Consider the following 14,666-nt stretch of genomic DNA (forward strand, 5'->3'; position numbering starts at 1 on the left):
CGGATGCGGCAGCTGACCTTCGAAGACGCCGGACGTTATATCTGGCGCGATGTGCCGGAGCCGGAGATCAGCGCTCCGGAACAAGCCGTGGTCAGGCCGCTGTTGGTGGCCTGCTGCGATCTCGACATCGCGGTTGCCAACGGCCAGGCGCCGCTGCCGCCCGGCTACGCCGTCGGGCACGAGGGGCTGGCCGAGGTGGTGGCCGTCGGCGATGCCGTGAGCACCGTTCGGCCGGGCGACTGGGTCGTCGTGCCGTTCCAGATCAATTGCGGCAGCTGTTCGGCCTGCCGCCGCGGCGTGACCGGCTCGTGTGGCTCGGTGCCGCTGATGGCGATGTACGGTCTCGGCCCGCTCGCCGGGCTGAACGGCGGCGGATTCATGTCGGACGAGGTGCTGGTGCCCTACGCCGACGCGATGCTGCTCCCCGTCCCGGATGGCGTGCAGCCCAACGCCATCGCCTCGCTGTCGGACAACATTCCCGACGGCTGGCGGGCGGTGGGGCCGTATGCGGCCGAGTTGGCCGCGCTCGATCCGGCCGACCGCCGGGTGCTGGTGGTGGGCAAGCTCTCGATCGGGCTGTACGCAACCGCGTTCGCGGCCGCGCTGGGAGCCCGGGTCGACTACGTCGACCACGATGTGCGCCGGCTGACGGCCGCCGAGAAGCTCGGCGCGGTGGTCCACGATCGGGTGAAGCCCGATAAGACCTGGGAGCCGTATCCGGTCACGGTGCACACCTCCGCCGATCCGTCGCTGCTGGCCGCCACGCTGCGGGCGACCTGGCCGGACGGCGTGTGCACCGACACGGGGATCTACTACCAGCCGACCGTCGAGATGCCGCTGCTGCCGATGTACACGCGCGGGGTGAGGTTCGTCACCGGGCGGGTCAACGCGCGCTCGGCGATTCCGCAGGTGCTGGAGTTGCTGGCCGGCGGGTGCGACCTGTCACCGGCCGTCGACCGGGTGGTGCCCTGGTCCGAAGCGCCGTCGGTATGGCCGACGATGGCCGGCAAGACCGTCTTCACCCGGGCCTAGGTTGCAGGCGTTGAGTGTGCATCCAGGCCGGCCTGGATGCACACTCGCCGGCCTCAGCGCACACTCGACCTGCGTTGTGGTCGCCGACCTCAGGCGATGTCGCTGACCAGCACCGCCATCCGGCGCAACTGCAGACGCACCAGCCGGGGCAGGCCCGTGCCGTCGGACCCCGCGGGCAGGATCCGGGGATTGGTGATGTGCACGACGCTGCGGGCAAAGTGCAGGTCAGCCTGACCGGCGGCCAGCACGTTCTTCACCCAGTCGGTCTTGCCGTGGCCCAGCGCGATCGCCAACACATTGCCGTTTCGATAGGCCGTGACGATGGTCCTGTACGTCTTGCCCGACGTGCGGCCGCGATGCTCGATCGTGCCCGTGCCGGGCAGGAAGCGCGCGATCGGCTTCAACGCCGGGTTGACGTATTTGACCTGGAAGTTCTCAAACCACGTCGGATACACCATCGGGATGCCCGGGGCGTTGTTCGGGTGATCCTTTGTGGACATGCCCACTCCCTTGCGGAACGTCTGTGCGCTGATTATCGGCACTGTACCGGTCGGATATTGATTTGAGTTCCTCTGGGACAATGGACGCTGTGACTGCCACACCCCCTTCTGTGCTGGCCCGCATCGACCTGCGGGGCGCGGAGCTGACGGCTGCCCGGCTGCGGGCGGCGTTGCCGCGCGGCGGGGCTGATGTGGAGTCGGTGTTGTCGAAGGTGCAGCCGATCGTGGCGGCCGTCGCCGAGCGTGGGGCCGAGGCTGCGCTGGACTACGGCGAGTCGTTCGACGGCGTACGCCCCGCGGCGGTACGGGTGCCCGTGGCCGCGTTGCGGGCCGCGCTGGACGGGCTGGACGACAACGTCCGCGACGCGCTGCAGGTGATGATCGAGCGGACCCGCGCCGTACACGCCGACCAGTGCCGGACCGACACCACCACGGTGCTCGGGCCGGGGGCAAGCGTCACCGAGCGATGGGTCCCCGTCGAGCGGGTCGGCCTGTACGTTCCCGGTGGTAACGCGGTGTATCCGTCCAGCGTGGTGATGAACGTGGTACCCGCGCAGGCGGCGGGGGTCGACTCGCTGGTGGTGACCAGTCCGCCGCAGGCCCGATTTGACGGCTTGCCGCACCCCACGATCCTGGCCGCGGCCCGGCTGCTCGGCGTGGACGAGGTGTGGGCGGTCGGCGGGGCGCAGGCGGTGGCGTTGCTGGCCTACGGCGGCGTCGACACCGACGGCACACAACTGGCGCCGGTCGACCTGATCACCGGGCCCGGCAACGTGTACGTCACGGCCGCTAAGCGGCTCTGCCGCTCGCTGGTCGGCATCGACGCCGAAGCCGGGCCAACCGAGATCGCCATCCTCGCCGACCACACCGCCGACCCGGCGCACGTGGCCGCCGACCTGATCAGCCAAGCCGAGCACGACGAGATGGCCGGCAGCGTGCTGGTGACCGCGAGCGAAGAGCTGGCCGCGGCCACCGACACCGAGGTCGCCGCGCAGCTGCAGACCACGGTCCACCGGGAACGGGTGACGACCGCGCTCAGCGGCCCGCAATCGGCGATCATCCTGGTTGACGACCTCGACGCCGGTGTCACGGTGGTCAACGCCTACGCGGCCGAGCATCTCGAGATCCAGACCGCCGACGCCCCGCGGGTTGCCGCCCGAATACGTTCGGCCGGAGCCATTTTCGTCGGTCCGTACTCGCCGGTCAGCCTCGGCGACTACTGCGCCGGCTCCAACCACGTGCTGCCGACCGCGGGCAGCGCCCGGCACTCCAGCGGTCTGTCTGTGCAGACCTTCCTGCGTGGCATCCACGTGGTGGACTACACCGAGGCGGCCCTCAAGGACGTCTCCGGACACGTGGTCACACTCGCGAAAGCCGAAGATCTGCCCGCCCATGGCGAGGCGGTCCGGCGGAGGTTCGAACGATGACCGCATCCGAACGGCAGGTCACCCTCGACGAGCTGCCGCTGCGCGACGACTTGCGCGGCAAATCGCCTTACGGCGCACCGCAACTGGCGGTTCCGGTGCGGCTGAACACCAATGAGAACCCGCACCCGCCCAGCCAGGCTCTGGTCGACGACGTCGTCCGGTCCGTGCAGGAAGTCGCCACCGATTTACACCGATACCCGGACCGCGACGCGGTGGCGTTGCGCACCGATCTGGCGAGCTACCTCACCGCGCAGACCGGCACCCTGCTCAGTTACGAAAATCTTTGGGCCGCCAATGGTTCCAATGAGATCTTGCAGCAGCTGTTGCAGGCGTTCGGCGGGCCGGGACGCAGCGCGATCGGGTTCGTTCCGTCTTATTCGATGCACCCGCTGATCTCCGACAGCACCCGCACCGAATGGATCGAGGCCCCGCGCGGTGACGACTTCAATCTCGACATCGACGCCGCCGTCGCCGCCATCACCGAGCGCAAACCGGACGTGGTGTTCGTCACCAGCCCGAACAACCCGACCGGACAAAGCATTCCGCTGGCAGACCTGCGCCGGCTGCTCGACGTGACACCTGGCATTCTGATCGTCGACGAGGCGTACGGCGAGTTCTCGTCGCAGCCCAGCGCCGTCGAGCTGATCGAGGAGTACCTGACCCGGCTGGTCGTCAGCCGCACGATGAGCAAGGCGTTCGCGTTCGCCGGTGGCCGGTTGGGGTATCTGGTCGCCACGCCGGCTCTCATCGACGCGATGCTGCTGGTGCGATTGCCCTATCACCTGTCATCGGTCACCCAGGCCGCCGCCCGGGCCGCGCTGCGCCACGCCGACGACACCCTGGCCAGCGTGTCCACCTTGATCTCCGAACGCGAACGAGTCGTGGCAGGGTTGAGCCACTTGGGATTTCGGGTGATCCCCAGCGACGCGAACTTCGTGTTGTTCGGCGAATTCGCCGACGCGCCCGCCGCCTGGCGGCGCTACCTGGAGGTTGGCGTGCTGATCCGCGACGTCGGCATTCCCGGCTACCTGCGCACCACCATCGGACTTGCCGACGAGAACGACGCATTCCTCGAGGCGAGCGCCCAGATCGCCGCCACCGAGCTGGCCCCGGCCGATTCCCGCCCGGTCGCAGCGACCGCCGGCGCGACGACGCCGCGTGCGGCGGACCGCGATCATGTATTAGGAGCCCCGTGACAACCATTGCGACTCGTCGCGCGCGAATCGAGCGCCGCACCAAGGAATCCGACATCGTCGTCGAGCTCGACCTCGATGGCACCGGTCAGGTGCACGTCGACACCGGTGTGCCGTTCTACGACCACATGCTGACCGCGTTGGGCAGTCACGCCAGCTTCGACCTGACCGTGCGCACCAAGGGCGACGTGGAGATCGAAGGGCACCACACGATCGAGGACACCGCGATTGTGCTGGGCCAGGCGCTCGGGGAGGCTCTGGGCGACAAGAAGGGTATCCGCCGGTTCGGGGACGCGTTCATTCCGATGGACGAGACGCTGGCCCACGCCGCGGTCGACGTGTCGGGCCGGCCGTACTGCGTGCACAGCGGCGAGCCGGATCACCTGCAGCACACCACGATCGCCGGAAACTCGGTGCCCTATCACACCGTGATCAACCGGCATGTGTTCGAATCGCTGGCGGCCAACGCCCGCATCGCCCTGCACGTGCGGGTGCTGTACGGGCGCGACCCGCACCACATCACCGAAGCGCAGTTTAAGGCCGTCGCGCGCGCGCTGCGCCAAGCGGTCGAGCCCGACCCCCGGGTGTCGGGTGTGCCGTCCACCAAAGGTGTTTTGTGACAAAGCGATCCGTCGTGGTGCTGGACTACGGCTCAGGCAACCTCCGGTCTGCGCAGCGTGCGCTGGAGCGGGTCGGTGCGACTGTGGAGGTCACCGCCGATGCGGGTGCGGCCGCGGCAGCCGACGGGCTGGTGGTGCCCGGGGTCGGCGCGTACGAGGCGTGCATGACCGGCCTGCGCAAGATCGCGGGGGAGCGGATCATCGCCGAACGGGTGGCCGCCGGGCGCCCGGTGCTCGGGGTCTGCGTCGGCATGCAGATCCTGTTCACGCGCGGCGTGGAGTTCGGGGTCGAGACGTCGGGGTGTGGGCAATGGCCCGGATCCGTGACTCGGCTGGATGCCCCGGTGATCCCGCACATGGGCTGGAATGTCGTCCAATCCGGTCCGGGCAGTGGGCTTTTCAAGGGCTTGGACGCGTCCGCGCGGTTCTACTTCGTGCATTCCTACGCCGCGCAGCGGTGGGAAGGCTCGCCGGAGGCGGTGCTGACGTGGGCCACCCATCAGGTGCGGTTTCTGGCGGCGGTCGAGGACGGGCCGCTGGCGGCCACTCAATTCCACCCGGAGAAGAGTGGGGATGCCGGTGCGGCCGTGTTGAGCAACTGGGTCCACGCCCTGTGACGATTTGCGCGAAACTGTATTCCACGACGCACGAGCCGAGAGGACGCGTCGCTAGTTGCAGTCTCGGCGCTCAGGAGGAGCTTTGTTGATTTTGTTACCCGCTGTCGACGTCGTCGAAGGCCGTGCCGTGCGCCTGGTGCAGGGCAAGGCCGGCAGCGAGACCGAGTACGGCTCGGCGCTGGACGCTGCGCTGAACTGGCAGCGCGACGGAGCCGACTGGATTCATCTGGTGGACCTCGACGCCGCGTTCGGCCGCGGGTCCAACCGCGAATTGCTCGCCGAGGTGGTGGGCAAGCTCGATGTGCAGGTGGAGCTGTCCGGCGGGATCCGCGACGACGATTCGCTGGCCGCGGCGCTGGCCACCGGCTGTGCCCGGGTCAACCTGGGCACAGCGGCGCTGGAGAATCCGCAGTGGTGCGCGCGGGCGATCAGCGAGCACGGTGAGAGGGTCGCCGTCGGCCTGGACGTCCAGATCGACCCTAGCCATCCGGGAGGCGAGCACCGGCTGCGCGGGCGGGGCTGGGAAACCGATGGTGGCGATCTGTGGGATGTGCTGGAACGCCTTGACGGCGAAGGATGTTCGCGGTTCGTCGTCACCGACGTCACCAAGGACGGAACGCTGGGCGGCCCCAACCTCGACCTGCTGGCCAGCGTCGCCGAGCGCACCGATGCCCCGGTCATCGCGTCCGGTGGCGTCTCGAGCCTGGACGACCTGCGGGCGATCGCCACTCTCACCGACCGCGGCGTCGAGGGAGCCATCGTGGGCAAGGCGCTCTACGCCGGGCGGTTCACCTTGCCGCAGGCACTGGACGCGGTACGGCAGTAGAACGATGGATCTGCACGCACTGCTGGCCGAGGCGTCGACAATCCTCGATGCAGCAGTGGAGCCGTTCGTGGCCGGCCATCGCGCCGACTCGGCGGTTCGCAAGAAGGGCAACGACTTCGCCACCCAGGTGGATCTGGCGATCGAGCGGCAGGTTGTCGCCGCGCTGGAAGCGGCCACCGGAATCGGAGTGCATGGCGAGGAATTCGGTGGCACGCCGGTCGATTCGCCGTGGGTGTGGGTGCTGGACCCGATCGACGGCACCTTCAACTACGCCGCCGGCTCACCGATGGCGGCGATACTGCTGGGCCTGCTGCACGAGGGCGAGCCGGTGGCCGGCTTGACCTGGATACCGTTCACGGACGACCGCTACCTGGCCGTCGGCGAAGGGCCGCTGATGAAAAACGATGTCGCGCAGACGCCGTTGAGTCATACGCGATTGGCCGACACCCTGATCGGCGTCGGCACATTCAACGCCGGTTCGCGGGGACGATTCCCGGGGCGCTACCGCCTGGCGGTGCTGGAAAAGCTGAGCCGGGTGTCCTCGCGACTGCGCATGCACGGCTCGACCGGTCTTGACCTGGTCTACGTGGCCGACGGAATCCTCTCGTGCGCAGTTCATTTCGGCGGCCAGGTGTGGGATCACGCCGCCGGGGTCGCGCAGGTTCGCGCCGCCGGTGGCACTGTCACCGATCTACTCGGTCAACCCTGGACCCCCGAGTCCCGGTCGGTGCTGGCCGCCGCCCCCGGAGCGTATGGGGAAATCCTCGAGATTCTGCGCAGCGCCGGCCGACCGGAGGACTACTGAGATGCACTCGGCTACCGACCTTGCCGTGCGGGTGATTCCGTGCCTGGACGTCGACGACGGGCGTGTGGTCAAGGGAGTCAATTTCGAGAACCTGCGCGACGCGGGCGACCCCGTCGAACTCGCCGCGGCCTATGACGCCGAGGGCGCCGACGAGCTGACCTTTCTGGACGTGACGGCGTCCTCGTCGGGCCGGGCGACGATGCTGGACGTGGTGCGCCACACCGCCGAGCAGGTGTTCATCCCGCTGACCGTCGGCGGCGGCGTCCGCGCCGTGGCCGACGTCGACGTCCTGCTCCGGGCGGGCGCGGACAAGGTCTCGGTGAATACCGCCGCGATCGCGCGCCCCGACCTATTGGCCGAGATGTCAAGGCAATTCGGCTCGCAGTGCATCGTGTTGTCCGTCGACGCCCGTACGGTGCCGCCGGGTTCGGCGCCGACGCGGTCGGGCTGGGAGGTCACCACGCACGGCGGCCGTCGCGGCACCGGCATCGACGCCGTCGAGTGGGCGGCCCGCGGCGCCGACCTCGGGGTGGGGGAGATTCTGCTCAATTCGATGGACGCCGATGGCACCAAGGCCGGTTTCGATCTGGCGATGCTGCGCGCGGTCCGCGCGGCGGTCACTGTTCCGGTGATCGCCAGCGGGGGCGCGGGCGCGGTCGACCACTTCGCGCCCGCGGTCGAAGCCGGTGCCGATGCGGTGTTGGCGGCCAGCGTCTTTCACTTCCGGGAGTTGACGATCGGGCAGGTGAAGGCGGCGATGGCCGCAGAAGGGATCACGGTACGATGACACTCGATCCCGACATCGCTTCGCGCCTCAAACGCAATTCCGACGGCCTGTTCACCGCCGTCGTGCAGGAGCGGGGCAGCGGGGACGTGCTGATGGTCGCCTGGATGGACGACGAAGCGCTGGCCCGCACCCTGAAAACCCGCGAGGCCACCTACTTTTCGCGGTCCCGCGGCGAGCAGTGGATCAAGGGCGCGACGTCGGGGCACACCCAGCATGTGCACTCGGTGCGCCTGGACTGCGACGGTGACGCCGTGCTGCTGACGGTCGACCAGGTCGGCGGCGCGTGCCACACCGGAGACCACAGCTGCTTCGATGCCGACGCGCTGCTCGAACCCGAGAATTAGCGCGGCGCGACGTCCAGGCTGTTGGCTGCTTCGAGGGCCGCACGTGTCCATTCGTGACGAAAGACCGCCGGTGAGATGCGATCTCGCCGAATGACTTCGAGGTCGATCGCCCTTCCGGCGGTCACGGCGTTGGGCACCCGGAACGAGTACGCGGGCTCCTCGGTGGCGACGGCAAGGATGGCGTCGTTGTCGGTCAAGTTGTTGGCACGCATCGCCTCCTCTGCCCATTTGAACGGCTTTTGGCCGTCGAAGGTCCGGACATACACCACCCACAACCGCGTGCCGCGCATGTTGTACAGCTTGGTGAGCGCCCGATTCACCGTGTCGTATTCGATGGGCCCGAGCACACCCGCCTGGTCGGTGAGTTGGCCGGCCAGCTTGATCCCGGGTTTCGCGGGCGCCGCCGCCTGGCTAGTCGTCGGCGCGACAGATTTCGCGTTGCCGTTGCCGTGCGAGCCGCCGAACACGCGGACGCCGACGAGGACCCCAAGGCCGACCAGGGCCAGACCGACGACGGCGGCGACCGCCACCGCCGTACGCCGGGTGCTGCGCGCGGGCGGCGTTGCGGGCGAAGCGGTTTGGGCCTTGGCGATTACTTCGGTGTCCGCGATCGGGCCCGCTCGGGTCGGACCGACGGCGTCGACCGCGGTGCCGAGCTGGCTGCCGAGCGCGGCCGCGAAATCCGAACAGGTCGCAAAACGCTCGGCGGGGTTTTTGGCCAAGGCTTTGGCGAGTGCGCCGTCGAGATCCGCCAGTTCGGGCCGGCGCTGGCTGACCGGCGGTGGCGGCGCGGACAAGTGCTGTGTGATGACCACCGCGGGATTGGAATTCTGAAACGGAGCGGCACCCGTCAACAGGTTGAACGCGGTACATCCCAGCGCGTACTGGTCGGCGCGTCCGTCGATGTCGAGTCCCTGCAGCTGCTCGGGCGCGCAATAGGCGGTGGTGCCCATCATCATGTTGGTCGCTGTCAGGCCGCTGATCTCACCCAGCTCGCGCGCGATGCCGAAATCGGCCAGCAGGATGCGCCGTCGCGGCGTGGCGTCACTGATCAGGATGTTCGCGGGTTTGACGTCGCGGTGCAGCAGGCCGCGCGAATGCGCGTAATCCAGCGCGTCGGCCATGGCGGCGATGATCTCGACGACGTCGGCTTTCGGCAGCCCCGACGGGTACTGGCGCAGCAGCTGTGCGGCGTCGGTGCCCTCCACGTAATCCATCGAAATCCACAGTTGCCCTTCGTATTCGCCGCGGTCGTGGATACCGACGATGTGCTCGTTGTACAGGCTCGCGGCGAGATCGGCCTCCCGGTTGAAGCGCTGCCGGAACTCGAGGTTGTCGGTGAGCTCACCGGGCAGGATCTTCAGGGCGTCACGGCGCGGCAGCCGTGGATGCTGCGCCAGATACACCTCGCCCATCCCGCCTGCCCCCAGCCGCCGAATGATCCTGAATCCGGCGAACAGCGCGCCTTCGGGTAACCCATCGCTTTGCGGCATGTGAGCATGCTACTGAGACGATGATTGCCGCGGCCGGCAAATCGCGGCCGTGCGGGACAGCCGCACGCGGCGCGTCCCAGGCGGCACCCGCCGACGATTTCGATCAGAATGGCAGGCGATGCGCGAACGGATGTCGTGGAACGTCGTGGTGCCGCTGGTCGCTCTCGTCATGCTGGCACTGGCCTGGGGCACGGAGCCGGGGCCGTTGCTGGCCGCGCTCGAGGCGATCGTCCTGATCGGCGCCGTGTTGGCCGCGGTGCACCACGCCGAAGTGGTCGCACACCGGGTCGGTGAGCCGTTCGGGTCGCTGGTGCTCGCCACCGCGGTGACCGTCATCGAGCTGGCCCTGATCATCGCGCTGATGGCCTCGGGCGGAAACGAAGCGGAGACGCTGGCCCGGGATACCGCGTTCGCCGCCCTGATGATCACCACCAACGGCATCGCCGGGCTGTCACTGCTGTTGGGCTCGCACCGCTACGGCGTGACGTTGTTCAATCCCGAAGGCAGCGGTGCGGCGCTGGCCACGCTCACCACGCTGGCGACGCTGAGCCTGGCGCTGCCCAGCTTCACCACGACTCGTGGTCGTCAGGAGTTCTCGCCCGGGCAGCTCGTATTCGCCGCCGTCGCTTCGCTGCTGGTCTACCTGCTGTTCGTCTTCACCCAGACGGTGCGGCATCGCGACTTCTTTCTGCCGATCGCGCAGCGCGGTCAGCAACGCATCCTCGACGAGGAAAGCCACGCGGAACCGCCGAGCCAAGCCGCGGCACTGCGCAGCCTTGCGCTGCTGGTGGGCGCGCTTGTCGCGGTGGTGGGCCTGGCCGAACAGGAGTCGCCGGCCGTCGAGAAACTGGTGTCGGTCGCGGGATTCCCAAACTCGTTCGTCGGCGTGGTGATCGCGGGCCTGGTGCTGCTGCCCGAGACGCTGGCGGCGGTGCGAGCGGCGCGACAGGGCCGCATTCAGACCAGCCTCAACCTCGCGTACGGCTCGGCGATGGCCAGCATCGGGCTCACCATTCCCGGCATCGCGCTGGCGTCGATCTGGATCAAGGGACCGCTGATTCTCGGGCTGGGCTCGACGCAGCTGGTGCTGTTTGCGTTGACCGTGGTGATCAGCATGCTCACCGTGATCCCCGGCCGGGCGACCCGGCTACAGGGCGAGGTGCATCTGGTGCTGCTGGCCGCGTTCGTGTTCCTGGCGATCGTCCCGTAACCGCAAGCAGCGCAAGCGATTACGCCGACGAACGCGCCCGCAGGGTTTGCAGCGCCTGGTCGGCGTGGGTGTCCATGCTGAACTCGCTGGAAATCACGTTGAGCACCTTGCGATCGGTGTCGATCACGAACGTCGTGCGCTTGACCGGCATCAACTTGCCGAGCAGACCGCGCTTGACGCCGAACTGCGTGGCCACCGTGCCGTCGGTGTCGGACAGCAGCGGGTAGTCGAAGCTTTCCTTGTCGGCGAACTTGGCCTGCTTCTGCACCGCATCGGTGCTGATGCCGACGCGACTGGCGCCGACCGCCGCGAATTCGGCAGCCAGGTCCCGGAAATGGCAGGCTTCCTTGGTGCACCCGGGAGTCATTGCCGCGGGGTAGAAGAACAGCACCACGGGGCCGTCGGCAAGCAGGGCGCTGAGCGTGCGGGGCGTTCCGGTCTGATCGGGAAGTTCGAAATCGGCCACTGTGTCACCAGTTTTCATGGCCGTCAGGCTACGCCCAATTGCCCACGAGGCCGTGCCGGGTGCGAGCCTGACGGCACCGCGACAAATCGGGCGGAAAGTCGCCGTGTCGTTCCCCCGCAAGCGGGAGGTGCCCCCGGCTCGCGGGACCGCCCGGGCCGGGCAACCGCATCTGCGAGGATGGTTCGGTGCACCCACACCTCGCCGACACGACCTCACGGGAGGAATTTCGCCTGCTCGCGGCGGCGCACCGCTTTGTTCCGGTGACCCGGAAGGTCTTGGCTGACAGCGAGACGCCGCTGTCGGCATACCGCAAGCTGGCCGCTAATCGACCCGGCACGTTCTTGCTGGAGTCTGCCGAGAACGGCCGGTCGTGGTCGCGATGGTCGTTCATCGGAGCCGGGGCACCCTCGGCGTTGACCGTGCGCGACGGCCAAGCGGTGTGGTTGGGCGCGGTCCCGCAGGACGCGCCCACCGGTGGCGATCCGCTCGAGGCGCTGCAGGCCACCCTGGAGCTGCTGTCCACCCGACAAACCAGCCAGTCCGAGCCGGGGCTTCCGCCGCTGTCCGGTGGCCTGGTCGGGTTCTTCGCCTACGACATGGTGCGGCGCCTGGAACGCCTGCCGGAAATGGCCGTCGACGATCTGCAGCTGCCGGACATGCTGATGCTGCTGGCCACGGATGTGGCGGCGGTCGACCACCACGAGGGCACCATCACGCTGATCGCCAACGCGGTGAACTGGAACGGTACCGACGAGCGGGTCGACGAGGCCTACGACGACGCCGTCGCGCGCCTGGATGTGATGACCGAAGCGCTGGGCCAGCCGCTGCCGTCGACGGTGGCCACTTTCAGCAAGCCCGAGCCGCAGTTCCGCGCCCAGCGCACGGTCGAGGAGTACGGCAAGATCGTCGACTACCTCGTCGACCAGATCGCGGCCGGCGAAGCCTTCCAGGTGGTGCCCTCGCAGCGCTTCGAGATGGACACCGACGTCGACCCGATCGACGTCTACCGGATTCTGCGAGTGACCAACCCCAGCCCCTACATGTACCTGCTTCATGTGCCGAATAGTGCTGGTGTAACGGACTTTTCGATCGTCGGATCCAGCCCGGAGGCACTCGTCACCGTCGCCGACGGCCGCGCGACGACGCACCCGATCGCCGGCACCCGGTGGCGGGGACAGAACGAGGAAGAAGACCAGCTGCTGGAGAAGGAGCTGTTGTCCGACGACAAGGAACGCGCGGAGCACCTGATGCTGGTCGACCTCGGCCGCAACGATCTAGGCCGGGTCTGCACACCCGGCACGGTGCGGGTCGAGGATTACAGCCACATCGAGCGGTACAGCCACGTCATGCACTTGGTCTCCACGGTGACCGGCCTGCTCGGCGAGGGCCGCACCGCCCTGGACGCCGTCACGGCCTGTTTCCCGGCCGGCACGCTGTCCGGGGCGCCCAAGGTGCGGGCCATGGAGCTGATCGAAGAGGTAGAGAAGACGCGCCGCGGCGTCTACGGCGGCGTGCTCGGTTACCTCGACTTCGCCGGCAACGCGGACTTCGCGATCGCCATTCGCACCGCGCTGATGCGCAATGGCACCGCCTATGTCCAGGCGGGCGGCGGGGTAGTGGCGGACTCCAACGGTCCTTACGAGTACACCGAGGCGAGCAACAAAGCGCGCGCGGTGCTCAATGCCATCGCCGCGGCGCAGACGCTCAGCGCCCCGGGCGCCACCCGCAATGGCTGACCCGCCGCCGGACCGGCGGCCCCGGCTGACGATCGGCATCGCCCAGCTGCTGCTGGTCATCGCCGCGGGTCTGCTGTGGACGGCCTCGCGCCTGCCTTGGGTGGTGATTCGGTCGTTCGACGGGCTGGGGCCGCCCAAGCAAGTGGTCCTGGCCGGTGTGTCCTGGTCGACGGCCCTGCTGCCGTTGGCGCTGCTGATGCTGGCCACCGCCGTCGCGGCGCTCGCGGTGCGTGGCTGGGCGCTGCGGGCGCTGGCCGGCCTGCTCGCCGTGATCAGCCTGGCGATCGGCTATCTGGGCGTCAGCCTGTGGGTGCTGCCGGATGTGGCGGTGCGAGGGTCCGAACTCGCCCACATTTCGCTGCTGACCCTGGTGGGCAGCGAGCGGCGTTACGTCGGCGCCGGGTTCGCGGTGGGTGCGGCGGTGTGCACGTTGATCGCCGCCGTCCTGTTGATGCGGTCGGCGATGACGGCCCGGGCCGGGGCGAGAAAATACGCCGCGCCGGCGACCCGCCGCTCAATCGCGAGACGCGAGGGTGCCGACGGGGCGATGCTGGAGGAGCCGGGGGCACCAGAGATGTCGGAGCGGATGATCTGGGACGCACTCGATGAGGGGCACGACCCGACCGATCGGCCCCGCGAGTCTGACACCGAGGGTCGGTGACGGGTCGCGAGCCGACGGTCGCTACCCTTCATTGACGTCGTCGAAATCGGTTCGGAACCGGTTAGGTGACCGTCTGTATGGCTGTAGAAGGGAAACGACAGGTATGAGTCCGGCGACTGTCCTTGACTCCATCCTTGAGGGAGTCCGGGCCGATGTTGCCGCGCGCGAAGCGCGTATCCCTCTTCCCGAGATCAAAGCGGCGGCCGCCGCGGCGCCCCCACCTCTGGATGTAATGGCCGCCCTGCGCGAGCCGGGGATCGGCGTCATCGCCGAGGTCAAGCGCGCGAGTCCGTCAGCGGGTTCCTTGGCGCCCATTGCCGATCCGGCGAAACTGGCTCAGGCATACGAAGACGGCGGCGCCCGCATCATCAGTGTGTTGACCGAGGAGCGGCGTTTCAACGGCTCGCTTGACGACCTGGATGTGGTTCGGGCCGCGGTGTCGATTCCGGTCTTGCGCAAAGACTTTGTGGTGCAGCCGTATCAGATTCACGAGGCTCGTGCGCACGGCGCGGACATGTTGCTGCTGATCGTCGCCGCTTTGGAGCAGTCGGCGTTGGCGGCGATGCTCGACCGCACCGAATCATTGGGCATGACAGCGCTTGTCGAGGTCCACACCGAAGAAGAGGCGGATCGCGCGCTCAAGGCCGGCGCCAACGTAATCGGGGTCAATGCCCGCGATCTCAAGACGCTAGAGGTGGACCGGGACAGCTTCTCGCGGATCGCGCCCGGCCTGCCCAGCAACGTGATCAGGATCGCCGAATCCGGTGTACGGGGTACCGCGGACCTGTTGGCGTACGCCGGTGCCGGCGCCGATGCCGTCCTCGTCGGTGAGGGCCTGGTCAAAAGTGGCGATCCGCGTGCCGCCGTTGCCGATCTGGTGACCGCGGGTACCCATCCGTCATGTCCGAAACCGGCTCGCTAGTCGGAGCCCTGCGTTGAACCCCATCAG

16 protein-coding genes are annotated in these 14,666 nt (G+C 68.4%); 13 read left to right on the forward strand and 3 right to left on the reverse strand.

The genetic code is table 11. The annotated features are described in order from the left end of the window. Positions 1 to 3: 3 nt before the first annotated feature. Positions 4 to 1,032 (forward strand): alcohol dehydrogenase catalytic domain-containing protein, encoded by a 1,029-nt coding sequence (locus AC5Y5O_RS21870; protein ID WP_500027406.1) that lies wholly within the window; start codon positions 4 to 6, stop codon positions 1,030 to 1,032. Positions 1,033 to 1,121: 89 nt separating this feature from the next. On the opposite strand, the gene AC5Y5O_RS21875 is transcribed toward AC5Y5O_RS21870, so the two are convergent. Then, the gene (locus tag AC5Y5O_RS21875; protein WP_342928649.1) at positions 1,122 to 1,532 is read right to left on the reverse strand and encodes a nitroreductase family deazaflavin-dependent oxidoreductase; all 411 of its coding nucleotides are present in this window, start codon (positions 1,530 to 1,532) and stop codon (positions 1,122 to 1,124) included. Positions 1,533 to 1,642: 110 nt separating this feature from the next. Between AC5Y5O_RS21875 and hisD the strand changes: the two genes are divergently transcribed. The 8 genes from hisD to hisI all read left to right on the forward strand — a co-directional run bounded on the left by hisD (position 1,643) and on the right by hisI (position 8,151). Continuing rightward, positions 1,643 to 2,959 (forward strand): histidinol dehydrogenase, encoded by a 1,317-nt coding sequence (gene hisD, locus AC5Y5O_RS21880; RefSeq protein WP_096287044.1) that lies wholly within the window; start codon positions 1,643 to 1,645, stop codon positions 2,957 to 2,959. Beyond that, the gene (locus AC5Y5O_RS21885; protein ID WP_500027409.1) at positions 2,956 to 4,155 is read left to right on the forward strand and encodes a histidinol-phosphate transaminase; all 1,200 of its coding nucleotides are present in this window, start codon (positions 2,956 to 2,958) and stop codon (positions 4,153 to 4,155) included. The genes hisD and AC5Y5O_RS21885 overlap by 4 nt, the downstream gene beginning before the upstream one ends. Further along, the gene (gene hisB, locus AC5Y5O_RS21890) at positions 4,140 to 4,772 is read left to right on the forward strand and encodes an imidazoleglycerol-phosphate dehydratase HisB (protein WP_423790892.1); all 633 of its coding nucleotides are present in this window, start codon (positions 4,140 to 4,142) and stop codon (positions 4,770 to 4,772) included. The genes AC5Y5O_RS21885 and hisB overlap by 16 nt, the downstream gene beginning before the upstream one ends. Continuing rightward, complete coding sequence (hisH, locus tag AC5Y5O_RS21895) at positions 4,769 to 5,389, forward strand: imidazole glycerol phosphate synthase subunit HisH (protein ID WP_500027411.1); 621 nt, start codon at positions 4,769 to 4,771, stop codon at positions 5,387 to 5,389. Before hisB ends, hisH begins: the two co-directional genes overlap by 4 nt. Positions 5,390 to 5,471: 82 nt before the next feature. Next, positions 5,472 to 6,215, forward strand: coding sequence for a bifunctional 1-(5-phosphoribosyl)-5-((5-phosphoribosylamino)methylideneamino)imidazole-4-carboxamide isomerase/phosphoribosylanthranilate isomerase PriA (priA, locus tag AC5Y5O_RS21900; RefSeq protein ID WP_096287052.1), 744 nt, complete (start codon positions 5,472 to 5,474; stop codon positions 6,213 to 6,215). Between the two features lie 4 nt (positions 6,216 to 6,219). Continuing rightward, positions 6,220 to 7,020 carry an inositol monophosphatase family protein gene (locus tag AC5Y5O_RS21905; RefSeq protein ID WP_500027413.1) on the forward strand — a complete coding sequence of 267 codons (801 nt, stop codon included), beginning with the start codon at positions 6,220 to 6,222 and terminating at the stop codon, positions 7,018 to 7,020. Position 7,021: 1 nt separating this feature from the next. Continuing rightward, complete coding sequence (gene hisF / locus AC5Y5O_RS21910) at positions 7,022 to 7,807, forward strand: imidazole glycerol phosphate synthase subunit HisF (protein ID WP_096287056.1); 786 nt, start codon at positions 7,022 to 7,024, stop codon at positions 7,805 to 7,807. Further along, the gene (hisI, locus tag AC5Y5O_RS21915; protein ID WP_500027416.1) at positions 7,804 to 8,151 is read left to right on the forward strand and encodes a phosphoribosyl-AMP cyclohydrolase; all 348 of its coding nucleotides are present in this window, start codon (positions 7,804 to 7,806) and stop codon (positions 8,149 to 8,151) included. The genes hisF and hisI overlap by 4 nt, the downstream gene beginning before the upstream one ends. Here the strand turns inward: hisI and AC5Y5O_RS21920 are convergent. Further along, entirely contained in the window at positions 8,148 to 9,644 is a 1,497-nt protein-coding gene (locus AC5Y5O_RS21920) for a serine/threonine-protein kinase (protein ID WP_500027417.1), read from the reverse strand. The two genes, hisI and AC5Y5O_RS21920, sit on opposite strands and share 4 nt — an antisense overlap. 118 nt (positions 9,645 to 9,762) lie before the next feature. Between AC5Y5O_RS21920 and AC5Y5O_RS21925 the strand changes: the two genes are divergently transcribed. Further along, a complete protein-coding gene (locus AC5Y5O_RS21925; protein WP_096287062.1) occupies positions 9,763 to 10,854 on the forward strand; it encodes a calcium:cation antiporter in 1,092 nt (363 codons plus the stop codon). Positions 10,855 to 10,873: 19 nt separating this feature from the next. Here AC5Y5O_RS21925 and AC5Y5O_RS21930 read toward each other — a convergent pair whose 3' ends face one another. Then, positions 10,874 to 11,338: a peroxiredoxin gene (locus AC5Y5O_RS21930; RefSeq protein ID WP_096287064.1), complete on the reverse strand. Its 465-nt coding sequence runs from the start codon at positions 11,336 to 11,338 to the stop codon at positions 10,874 to 10,876. Between the two features lie 167 nt (positions 11,339 to 11,505). Here AC5Y5O_RS21930 and AC5Y5O_RS21935 point away from each other — a divergent pair, with 167 nt between their 5' ends. The 3 genes from AC5Y5O_RS21935 to trpC all read left to right on the forward strand — a co-directional run bounded on the left by AC5Y5O_RS21935 (position 11,506) and on the right by trpC (position 14,639). Further along, entirely contained in the window at positions 11,506 to 13,056 is a 1,551-nt protein-coding gene (locus AC5Y5O_RS21935; protein WP_500027420.1) for an anthranilate synthase component I, read from the forward strand. Then, entirely contained in the window at positions 13,049 to 13,717 is a 669-nt protein-coding gene (locus AC5Y5O_RS21940; RefSeq protein WP_500027422.1) for a TIGR02234 family membrane protein, read from the forward strand. Before AC5Y5O_RS21935 ends, AC5Y5O_RS21940 begins: the two co-directional genes overlap by 8 nt. A 103-nt stretch (positions 13,718 to 13,820) precedes the next feature. Beyond that, complete coding sequence (gene trpC, locus AC5Y5O_RS21945) at positions 13,821 to 14,639, forward strand: indole-3-glycerol phosphate synthase TrpC (protein WP_096287069.1); 819 nt, start codon at positions 13,821 to 13,823, stop codon at positions 14,637 to 14,639. Positions 14,640 to 14,666: the final 27 nt, after the last annotated feature.

The organism is Mycobacterium sp. NGS40 (genome assembly GCF_059812735.1).

What these genes read in the sequence shown, in the direction of transcription:
- AC5Y5O_RS21870 (WP_500027406.1), top strand. Translation starts at nt 4, where the DNA reads ATGCGGCAGCTGACCTTCGAAGACGCCGGACGTTATATCTGGCGCGAT.
- AC5Y5O_RS21875 (WP_342928649.1), bottom strand. Translation starts at nt 1,532, where the DNA reads ATGTCCACAAAGGATCACCCGAACAACGCCCCGGGCATCCCGATGGTG.
- AC5Y5O_RS21885 (WP_500027409.1), top strand. Translation starts at nt 2,956, where the DNA reads ATGACCGCATCCGAACGGCAGGTCACCCTCGACGAGCTGCCGCTGCGC.
- AC5Y5O_RS21905 (WP_500027413.1), top strand. Translation starts at nt 6,220, where the DNA reads ATGGATCTGCACGCACTGCTGGCCGAGGCGTCGACAATCCTCGATGCA.
- hisF (WP_096287056.1), top strand. Translation starts at nt 7,022, where the DNA reads ATGCACTCGGCTACCGACCTTGCCGTGCGGGTGATTCCGTGCCTGGAC.
- hisI (WP_500027416.1), top strand. Translation starts at nt 7,804, where the DNA reads ATGACACTCGATCCCGACATCGCTTCGCGCCTCAAACGCAATTCCGAC.
- AC5Y5O_RS21920 (WP_500027417.1), bottom strand. Translation starts at nt 9,644, where the DNA reads ATGCCGCAAAGCGATGGGTTACCCGAAGGCGCGCTGTTCGCCGGATTC.
- AC5Y5O_RS21925 (WP_096287062.1), top strand. Translation starts at nt 9,763, where the DNA reads ATGCGCGAACGGATGTCGTGGAACGTCGTGGTGCCGCTGGTCGCTCTC.
- AC5Y5O_RS21930 (WP_096287064.1), bottom strand. Translation starts at nt 11,338, where the DNA reads ATGAAAACTGGTGACACAGTGGCCGATTTCGAACTTCCCGATCAGACC.
- AC5Y5O_RS21940 (WP_500027422.1), top strand. Translation starts at nt 13,049, where the DNA reads ATGGCTGACCCGCCGCCGGACCGGCGGCCCCGGCTGACGATCGGCATC.
- trpC (WP_096287069.1), top strand. Translation starts at nt 13,821, where the DNA reads ATGAGTCCGGCGACTGTCCTTGACTCCATCCTTGAGGGAGTCCGGGCC.